The organism is Gelidibacter sp. F63206, assembly GCF_023015735.1.
This window is the reverse complement of record NZ_JALKAU010000071.1, coordinates 23,162-32,767: the sequence shown is the minus strand read 5'-3', so window position 1 is coordinate 32,767 and position 9,606 is coordinate 23,162. Positions and strand designations below refer to the sequence as shown.

Here is a 9,606-nt window from a genome sequence, read left to right as displayed (position 1 = left end):
TTCCAGGAAGATTTAAAGTTAGGACAAGAATTTGGGGTAAGAGGATTTCCAACCATGTTTTTTGTTGATGATGCTGGCAATCAAGAAACCGTTTATGGCACCAGGCCTTATGCTTTTTATGAAATGGCCATTTTAAAATTGAATCCAAACGCAACGAAAAGTGAATACAGTAAGAATTGGGAAACATTATTCTCAATATATCCAACGCTCACCGCAAAAGAGTTTTCTGAATTATCAGGAACTCCAAGAAGCGAAAGCGAAAAACAATTAAATGAGCTTGTCGAGAAAGGCAAATTAGAAAAGCATACGACAAAAAACGGTTCTATATGGACCATCGAAAATCTGAACCAATAATTTACAAATTACTCATAAAGATTAATTTGGGCAATTAGGTGGTATTTAAAATAAAATAAAGATAGAATTATGAAGATGATGAAAGCCGCCCGCTGGCATAAAGTGAAAGATATAAGAGTAGAAGAAACTAAAGTGCCTTCACCAAAAGAAAACCAAGTAAAGATTGCAGTGAAGTTTGCCGGAATTTGCGGATCAGATTTGCACGAATACAACGCTGGACCACAACTAATCCCGGTTGAGGAACCCTACGCTCTTAACGGGCATCAGGGAACAACAACCCTTGGACACGAGTTTTCGGGCGTCGTTGAAGAAGTAGGGAACAACGTAAAAAACATAAAAAAAGGTGACCGAGTAACGGTAGAACCCATTTTTAGGAATCCAGAAAGTCCTTTTATAGTCACCGGAGAATACAACCTTTCAGAACCGCTCGGTTTTGTTGGATTAACCTCCAATGGAGCCTTTGCAAAACACGTAGTGGTAGAAGACTATATGGTACACAAAATGCCCGATTCCATGACTTTTGAACAAGGTGCTATTGTAGAGCCTGCGGCAGTGGCAGCATACGCTGTACAACGCAGTGGTATGAAATTGGGAGATACCGTATTCATCATAGGTGCAGGTCCCATTGGTTTATTAACCGTTCAAGTCGCTTTGGCAACTGGTGCTTCTCAAATTTTCGTTTCAGACCTTTCTGAAAACAGATTAAAGAAGGCCAAGGAAATTGGAGCTACCCATACTTTTAACGCCAAAGACAAAGACATTACTCAAAAAATCAAGGAAATAACGAGTCATGGTGTTGATGTTTTTATCGATGCTGCAGGCGTGCAAGCCACCTTTGACACAGGCATCAACAGCTTACGCAACGGTGGCACAGCCGTCTTGGTGGCTCTCTTTGGTGAAAAAGTAACCCACGACGCCTTAAATCAAACCTTAAGGGAGTTGACCATTATTGGTACAGCTGCCTATCGCAACATCTTTCCAGAGACTATTGCTTTGATCAGCAGTGGTAGATTGCCTGTGGAAAAGTTAATTACCAGTGTAATTTCTCTAGATGAGATCGTAGAAAAGGGTTTTGAGGCACTTACAAAAGACCCCTCCGAAGTAAAAATATTGGTTGATATCAACCGTTAATAATTAAATTGTAACATAAATTTTAAAACTAAAAGAAATGGCAAAATTAAATTCAATTGGTTTGGATATTCAAAAATCCAAAGTACTTGCAGAAAAACTAAATGAACTTTTGGCAGATTATTCCATCTTTTATCAAAACGTCAGAGGATACCATTGGAATATTAAAGGAGATAAATTCTTCGAATTACACGACAAATTCCAAGAACTCTACGAAGATCTATTCATCAAAATTGACGAAGTAGCAGAACGAATCCGAACGCTTGGCCACACGCCAAACCACAAATTCTCTATTTATCAGAAAGATGCAAAAATCAAAGAAAGCTCTGAAGTAGCCGATGGGATCCAGGATATGAAAGACACTCTTGAATCCTTCAAGATCATTATCATCCTACAACGCGAAATTTTGGAGCTATCTGCAGATGCAGAAGACGAAGGAACCAATGCATTGATGAGCGATTACATTCGTGAACAAGAAAAATTGGTTTGGATGTATTCTGCATATTTAAAATAATTTAAATAGTCATCAGTTTTTAACAAACTGAAAATGGATTTACGACTGTAATACGCAATTAAAACAATGATCAAATGACTTTCCTATCATGAAAGCAGATATCATCTTAGGTATTACAGTCCTGTTTCCGAACAAAACACCTCGGGCAGTGCCCCGAGGTATTCAAATTTACTAATCTTTACAACAACATCTTTATGAAATACACAGATAATATTTCCGGAATAAAAATTAACATAGAGGCGGTAGATATCTCAATTGGAGACGATGTTAGAGATACGATACGTAAAGTTATCTCACGTCTTAGCCGGTTTTATGACAGAATAGAGTGGGCAGATATCTACTTGGAGGATAAAAAAGATAAAAGCACCAATCAAAAACAGGTCAGTATTCGTTTAGGCATCCCTGGGAATGATCCCTTCGCTTCAGAATATGGAGATGATTTTCATGCGCTGTTGACCGCAGTAGAAGATAAATTGCAAAAACAATTGGAAAGGCGCTAAATTTCAACATTTATAATTCTGTATGTCCTGAAATCAAGTTTCGTTTTTAAACAAAGGATTAAAAGCGCCGTCTTCGGTTTAGAATTGATTTAGGAAGGTTTTAAAAAACGGCTTGGAGGCTCCGTGTCCGAATTGAAACATTGTATTTTATATGACGTATTTGGTCCATCACGGTTAATTCAGTTTTATTATTTAGTTAGATTTGAATAATACGAGAACTTTTCACTTTTGTAAATTAGCTTCTTAACACTAAACCTAAATAAGTATTGGAATCTCTCAGAATTATTGAAATTGTCGGCACTGCGGCGTTTAGTATTGCGGGTGCATTTGCCGCGATGGAAAAAAGACTTGATGTTTTTGGGGTCTTTATTATCGCATTTATCACCGCGTTGGGCGGAGGTACTTTGCGGGATGTCCTTATTGGTAAAGTTCCCGTCAATTGGATGCTCGACCTGAGCTCGGCAGTAGTTGTGCTGATCACGACCATAGCCGTCCTGTTTTTTAAAAGTGTGATAAAAAACTACCATAACGTTTTATTGTTTTTCGATTCTATCGGACTTGGTTTTTTTACTGTGGTTGGCATTCAAACAGGGATTACACTCGACTTACATCCCATAATCAGTATCTCACTTGGGACAATTACAGCTTGTTTTGGCGGTGTGATAAGGGATGTTTCCTTAAGCAACATCCCGCTTATTTTCAAAAAAGAGATTTATGCGACCACTTGTATTTTAGGTGGCACTATATTTTTCGTTTTGTTGAACTTTGGAATGCCAAAACTGTCTGTTGAAATTATTTGTCTCGTCATTATAGTTTTATTCCGATTATTATCAGTAAAATATCATTGGCATTTACCTACCATTTACAAACCAGAGAAACCAGCATCATAGCGTATCCAAATACAATAAGAAGATGGTAATTAGATCAAATATCCAACTGATAATAGAAGAAAGAGCCGCCAATGAATCTCAATTTATGGCAGGATAGTATTTGTCAAATAGACATTAAAAAGAGTGTAGGTTTGCTTTATTTAAAAAGATTTTTTGCAACCTTTAAAATTTTGGTCACTGAATTAGGAAAACTTTAAAATAGCGACATTAAGCCGATGAAATATATTTTGTTTATTGCTTCTTTCAATGCATTCTTTTTTCTGATACTTCTGCTTCAGAAAAAACCAAAATTTCTGCATGACCGCATCTTCAGTATTTGGCTTTTGTATTTGGGCGGTATTACAGGCATCTACGCTTTTTCTATGGAATACCTCTTCAACACCCCTCTTTTATCTAGCATTATTATTGCAATGTTCTTATTAAACGGCCCTTTCTTATACTTGTATGTTTCTACTCTTACTTTCAACCACACCCGATTTAAAACCAAAAACTTCTGGCACTTTGCACCATTTGCGGCATTTATCTTTTATTTGATTTTTGCCTCTGATTTTCCCGCCTATTCAGAAAGAATTAGGATAGGTCACGATTCCGACACTGTAGCCGAAACGCCCATCCTATATTTATTTTTTCTTGTATTGACCGCACTCTCAGGACCAATATATTTTGTTCTGGCTCAAAGGCAGTTCCACAAGACCAAGGAGTCCATCCTCAATTTTTCTTCCAAGGATTTTGAATTGGATTGGTTGGGGAGATTGATCCCTGCCTTTGGAATAATATGGACATCCTTAGTCATTTCAGCCGTTTTCCATCTGTTTTCAATGAGTTTTTGCATTAATGGTCTGATGCTATCACTTTCGGCATTTATAATCTTGATTGGATATTTTGGATTAAAACAAATAGGCGTTTTTGTCAACTTTAGTGATGAAGAAGCCAAGGATCCTATTATCGAAACTGAAAACCCACCTTCCAAATTAAAGGATGATGCTTTGGAACAGTGTTTCTGTAAAATAGATGATTATTTTAAAACTGAAAGACCCTATTTAGAACCCGACTTGACCTTGCCCAAACTGGCCGAAAGCCTTAATGTACCTCATCATCATCTTTCGCAGGTCATCAATGACGTATACGGTCAAAATTTCTTCGATTTTATCAATAAATATAGAGTTGAAGAAGTCAAAAATAAAATTGTAGATCCTGAATTCGATAAATATTCTTTACTTGGCATCGCCTTCGAAAGTGGATTTAACTCTAAATCTGCTTTTAACCGTGTATTCAAAAAATTTACCAATACCACCCCAAGCGAATTTCGAGATTCTCAACGATAATCTAAGAATCAACCATTTCCACCTTTAAGGATTAAGCTTTCCACGTCCTACTTTATAAAGTGGGACGTCTACTCCCCCTTAAAACAGTGCCATCTTATAAGATAGGTCGCACACTCTTGATTTAGTCCATAGTTTTGTTTACAGAAAATCAAAATAAATTATTAATTCTAAAAACACATATTATGAAAACTCAAACAAGAAAATTAACCGTTTCAAACCCCTTAAAGGTAGAACAGATTTTTAAATTCAACATGCGATCAATTCTTTTGGCATTCGCGTTTATGTTGGTCAATATGTCTGGATTTGCACATTGCGATTCCTATGACGGCCCAGTTATTAAAGATGCCTTGAAAGCATTGGATCAAAATAATGTGCAGCTGGTTTTAAAATGGATTGAGCCACAACAAGAAAAGGAAATCATTCCGTTGTTCGATAAAACATACCGTTTAAAAAATGAGGACAAACAAGTCTATGCTATCGTTGAGAAACATTTTCTGGAAACACTTGTCAGATTGCACAGAGAAACTGAAGGCGCTCCATTTACAGGCTTAAAACCAGCAGGATCAATGACTGCGTTGGTAGAAATGGCGGATAACTCAATCGCAAATAATAACGTAGAGGATGTCATAAAGACCGTAACCATTCATTTGGAACACGTATTAAGAGAGCGATATGCTACAGTAGCAACCCTCGGAAAAACGAAAGATGAATCCGTTGAGCAAGGCCGTGAATATGTACATGCCTATGTGCAATACACACATACATTAGAAGCCCTAGAACATATATTACATGGAGATATTTCCCACTAACCACAATTCATTCAAGACACTATATCAGTAGGATCAGTGACGGAAAACAGATAACAGATAACAGATAAAAAACAATAAAAATGAAAACTATAGAAAAAATGAAAACAACAAGATTTCAATTAGAAACCCTAACCTGTCCAAGTTGTATTACAAGGATAGAAGGCGTTTTAAACAAAGAACCAGGAGTAAATAAGGCCAAAGTGCTTTTTAACTCCAGCAAAGTAAAAATAGATTATGACGAAGAAAAAGTTTCTTCCGATCGATTGGCCGAAGTGATACAAAAAGTAGGCTTCCCAATTGTATCCTAATAAACAGTAAATAAGATTATGAAAGCTAAACAAGTAAATAGAATAATGTATGCAGCAGGAATTTTGATTCTTGCTGCATTAACAACCTATTTGTTCAAATGGAACAACTTGCTATTGAATGCGCTTCTGATTGCAGCTTCCATAGTGGCCGGTATTCCAACATTTATAAAAGCCTGGCAAGCATCTCGCCTCAAAATGTTCAGCATAGAGCTTTTGGTGACCATAGCCGTTATTGGTGCACTGATTATTGGGGAGTATGTGGAATCAGCAGCCGTTACTTTCCTGTTCCTTTTTGGGGCGTTTCTGGAAGGACGTTCTTTAGAAAAAGCGCGTGCCTCGCTAAAATCCCTAATGGACATGGCGCCTTTGGAAGCAACTGTAGTCCGCGATGGCTTACGTTCCACAATCATGGCAGAGGAGGTTATAAAAAATGATTTGGTCATCGTTCAAACTGGAGAAAAAATTCCAATTGATGGTCGAGTTATCACAGGAAACGCCTCTGTGAATGAAGCCGCAATTACCGGTGAATCTATTCCCGTAAGTAAAGGTCCGGACGATCAAGTATTCAGCGGGAGTATTTTAGACAGTGGATATCTAGAGGTCATAGCAGAACATGTTGGAGAGGATACCACCTTCGCTAAAATCATCGAATTGGTAGAAGAAGCTCAGGAAGGGAAAGCTAAGACCCAACGGTTTTTAGAGAGGTTTGCTACCATTTATACTCCGGGAATTATGGTTCTTTCTGTCCTCGTCTGGGCGATTACACAGGACGTCCATTTAGCGCTAACCTTTCTAGTTATTGCTTGTCCTGGGGCTTTGGTTATATCCGCTCCTGTATCGATTGTGGCGGGAATTGGAAACGCTGCCCGCAACGGTATCTTGATTAAGGGAGGAGAAGTCATGGAGAATCTGGCTAAATTAAACGCTTTTGTATTTGACAAAACAGGAACCTTAACCAAAGGAAAGCCGGAAGTTACCGCCATTAAAGGATTTGGTATCACTGAAGAGGAATTACTCCTCATGGCTGCCGAAGCGGAAGTCATCTCAGAACATCATTTGGGAAGAGCTATTGTAAAAGAAGCGGAAAGAACCGGATTAAAACTTCTGAACAAACCTACAGAAGTGAATGTGCTTAAAGGTCGCGGAATTGAAGTCAAATTAGGTGGAAAACCACTCTTCATCGGCAATCGAAAGGGACTTTTTCAAAATGAAATCTCCATAGAAACTGAAGTGGAATCTTATGCCACTCAGCAGGAAAGAGCCGGAAATACAGCCGTCTTTATTGCCGATGACAAAAAGGTCTTGGGAATTATTTCAATTGCCGATACCATAAGAGACAAGGCTAAAAGCACTATAGACAACCTCCGGGCTGCGGGCATTAAACACTTGGTAATGCTCACCGGAGACAATAAGCATACTGCCAATATAGTGGGTGAACAATTGGGATTGGACCATATATATGCCGAATTGCTCCCTGAAGACAAGGCTCTAAAAGTTAAAGCATGTATGGGGAAAGGTATAAAGCTCGCCATGTTGGGAGATGGCGTAAACGATGCCCCTGCCATTGCTTCCGCCGATGTTGGCATTGCCATGGGGGTGGCAGGCACCGATATTGCCATGGAGACAGCAGATGTGGTTCTGATGGCGGATAATCTTGATAAATTGACTCATGCGGTGAAGCTTGCCAAAGCCACGGTGCGAAATATGAAACAAAACATGTTTATTGCAGTAGGAACAGTAGCCCTATTGTTGGCGGGGGTCTTGACAAAAAACGTGAATCTAGCATCGGGAATGCTGATTCATGAATTGAGTGTACTTTTGGTAATTCTAAATGCTATCCGTTTAGTCAGCTTTAACCCAATTAGCCGCTTTAAACGATCTACTTCTCGAAAAGAAGTGCCTTCTCTGGAGGAAATAAAGCTTATTCCTGAACGTTAAATTGAAAGATAAGAGGCCGTTAATTACTCATTAAATGGCCTCCTCTTTTTCATCACAAGTTTGGGTGACAAGTTTATCACAGATCAAATTCTGGACAGCTTCAGATTGGGTTGGCTAACCTTGCTTCCCGATGGCGCGGTAAAAGTTTTCCAAGCCGCCGCTTTATTTTAATTTCCTCAAACTTCTTTGATGAAACACAAAACTTCGGAAGAAGTTACGCCATATACCTCAGAAACCCAGACTTAGAATCCGACTTCAGAAATCAGCTAATTTTTTGATGACCTTTTTGGAACCTGCCGTTATATCAATAAACAAAGTAAATATTCCTGCATATTATTTATAAATTATTCAGGATTTGAATTATGATTGAACCTTAACATTGAGTGAAAAAAATTGTATATTTCCATACAATTTTTATGGAAGAAACTCTAAATCTAGGTCAATTTACGCTCTTGGATGCTTTTTTAACAAATAAAGAAGTTGTCATAAGAGAATTTTATATTGCTCAATACCCCAAAACCAAATATTATATCCTTAAAAATGGAGGGACTTTAGAGAATGCCAAAGATGTTTTTCAGGATGCTTTTTTCGCGTGTTGGAAGAAATTAAGTTCGGGAAAATTTAAGCCCAAGAACAAGACAGAGTTAGAAGCCTATCTTTTTACTGCGGCGAAAAATAAATGGATAGACCAAACAAGGCGTGTGGCCAAAAGAAAGATTATTGCAATAGATGAAAAATCATATCATCTGGCAGCAGATGAAACAATGCAAACTAGCGAAATGGAAAAAAGCGAGGAACAGATGTCCATAACTTTAAGCGCTTTTGAGAGCTTAGGAAAAGCTTGCAAAGACCTACTAACCCAGTTTTATTTTAATAAAATGTCTATGAAAACCATTGCCGAAAATCTAAATATAGAAGAGGCCTCGGCAAAAAATAAAAAATATAGGTGTATCCAAAAGTTGAAGGAATTGGCACTTGGATACGTTAGTTGGCAGCAATGAGTTGTGAGTTGTGAGTTGTGAGTTGTGAGTTGTGAGTTAAAAATAAAATTTATAAATGAAACCCCAAATTGAAATAACGCAATTGGAATGGGATCTAATTGAAAGGTATCTGGAACAAGACAAGGCTTCTGATAAAAAACTTATGTTAAATGAAGAGCTGACTCAAATCCCTAACGTTGACGCGAAAATTGCACACATCAAGCAAGTAAGAGAACAAATTGAGGATAGAATCAGGCAATCAAAAATAAAGGAATTTCATGAACATATTTCAGTTGATGAAAATGATACTAAGGTAAAAATTTTGTCTGCCGAGAAAATGAACCCAAAGCTTATTTGGTATGCCATTGCCGCAGTGTTGGTTGTATCCTTTGGAGTTCTTTGGATGTTTCAAAGCAGTAATTCACCTGAAAAAATCTTCGTCTCACATTTTGAAGCAGACCCAGGTTTGCGAACTGTTATGGGTGCCTCAAACGAATATGATTTTTACGAAGGAATGGTTGTTTATAAACGTCAAGAATATAAAGAAGCCATTAACTGGTGGCAAAAACTGCTCCCAGAAAAAACAGAAAATGATACTTTGAATTACTTTTTAGGCGTGGCCTATTTAGCCGAAGGAAATGCTGAAAAATCATTGGAATATTTAGAACCTGCAAGTAAATTTAACGAAGGTATCTTTACAGAAGATGCAGCCCATTATACGGCTTTGGCTAAAATAAAGTTAGGCAAAATTGAAGAAGCTAAACAACTGTTAAAAGCACATCCTTCTGATAGAAACAACAAATTGTTATATGCATTAAATGAATAAATAGAGTCTATAGTTTTGACGCATATAATTGCAA

Annotated in this window: 10 protein-coding genes and 1 pseudogene; all 11 read left to right on the top strand. The window is 37.7% G+C overall.

The features are described from left to right. Window positions 1-354: pseudogene (locus MWU32_RS03590) on the top strand (DsbA family protein); the annotation flags it as partial. A 69-nt stretch (window positions 355-423) separates the two neighbouring features. Next, window positions 424-1,485, top strand: coding sequence for a 2,3-butanediol dehydrogenase (locus tag MWU32_RS03585; protein ID WP_246937873.1), 1,062 nt, complete (start codon window positions 424-426; stop codon window positions 1,483-1,485). Window positions 1,486-1,522: 37 nt separating this feature from the next. After that, window positions 1,523-1,996 carry a Dps family protein gene (locus tag MWU32_RS03580; protein WP_246937871.1) on the top strand — a complete coding sequence of 158 codons (474 nt, stop codon included), beginning with the start codon at window positions 1,523-1,525 and terminating at the stop codon, window positions 1,994-1,996. 194 nt (window positions 1,997-2,190) lie between these two features. After that, window positions 2,191-2,496, top strand: coding sequence for a ribosome hibernation-promoting factor, HPF/YfiA family (gene hpf / locus MWU32_RS03575; RefSeq protein ID WP_246937869.1), 306 nt, complete (start codon window positions 2,191-2,193; stop codon window positions 2,494-2,496). Between the two features lie 266 nt (window positions 2,497-2,762). Next, window positions 2,763-3,386, top strand: a complete 624-nt coding sequence (locus tag MWU32_RS03570) for a trimeric intracellular cation channel family protein (protein ID WP_246937867.1) — start codon at window positions 2,763-2,765, stop codon at window positions 3,384-3,386. A 215-nt stretch (window positions 3,387-3,601) separates the two neighbouring features. Then, on the top strand, window positions 3,602-4,711 hold the full coding sequence (locus MWU32_RS03565; protein ID WP_246937865.1) for a helix-turn-helix domain-containing protein: 1,110 nt from the start codon (window positions 3,602-3,604) through the stop codon (window positions 4,709-4,711). A 182-nt stretch (window positions 4,712-4,893) separates the two neighbouring features. Continuing rightward, the gene (locus tag MWU32_RS03560; RefSeq protein ID WP_246937863.1) at window positions 4,894-5,520 is read left to right on the top strand and encodes a DUF6448 family protein; all 627 of its coding nucleotides are present in this window, start codon (window positions 4,894-4,896) and stop codon (window positions 5,518-5,520) included. 80 nt (window positions 5,521-5,600) lie between these two features. Continuing rightward, window positions 5,601-5,828, top strand: coding sequence for a heavy-metal-associated domain-containing protein (locus tag MWU32_RS03555; protein WP_246937862.1), 228 nt, complete (start codon window positions 5,601-5,603; stop codon window positions 5,826-5,828). An 18-nt stretch (window positions 5,829-5,846) separates the two neighbouring features. After that, window positions 5,847-7,766: a heavy metal translocating P-type ATPase gene (locus MWU32_RS03550; protein WP_246937860.1), complete on the top strand. Its 1,920-nt coding sequence runs from the start codon at window positions 5,847-5,849 to the stop codon at window positions 7,764-7,766. A 383-nt stretch (window positions 7,767-8,149) separates the two neighbouring features. After that, on the top strand, window positions 8,150-8,767 hold the full coding sequence (locus MWU32_RS03545) for an RNA polymerase sigma factor (RefSeq protein ID WP_246937858.1): 618 nt from the start codon (window positions 8,150-8,152) through the stop codon (window positions 8,765-8,767). 55 nt (window positions 8,768-8,822) lie between these two features. Continuing rightward, entirely contained in the window at window positions 8,823-9,572 is a 750-nt protein-coding gene (locus MWU32_RS03540; protein WP_246937856.1) for a tetratricopeptide repeat protein, read from the top strand. The last annotated feature ends 34 nt before the right edge of the window (window positions 9,573-9,606 follow it).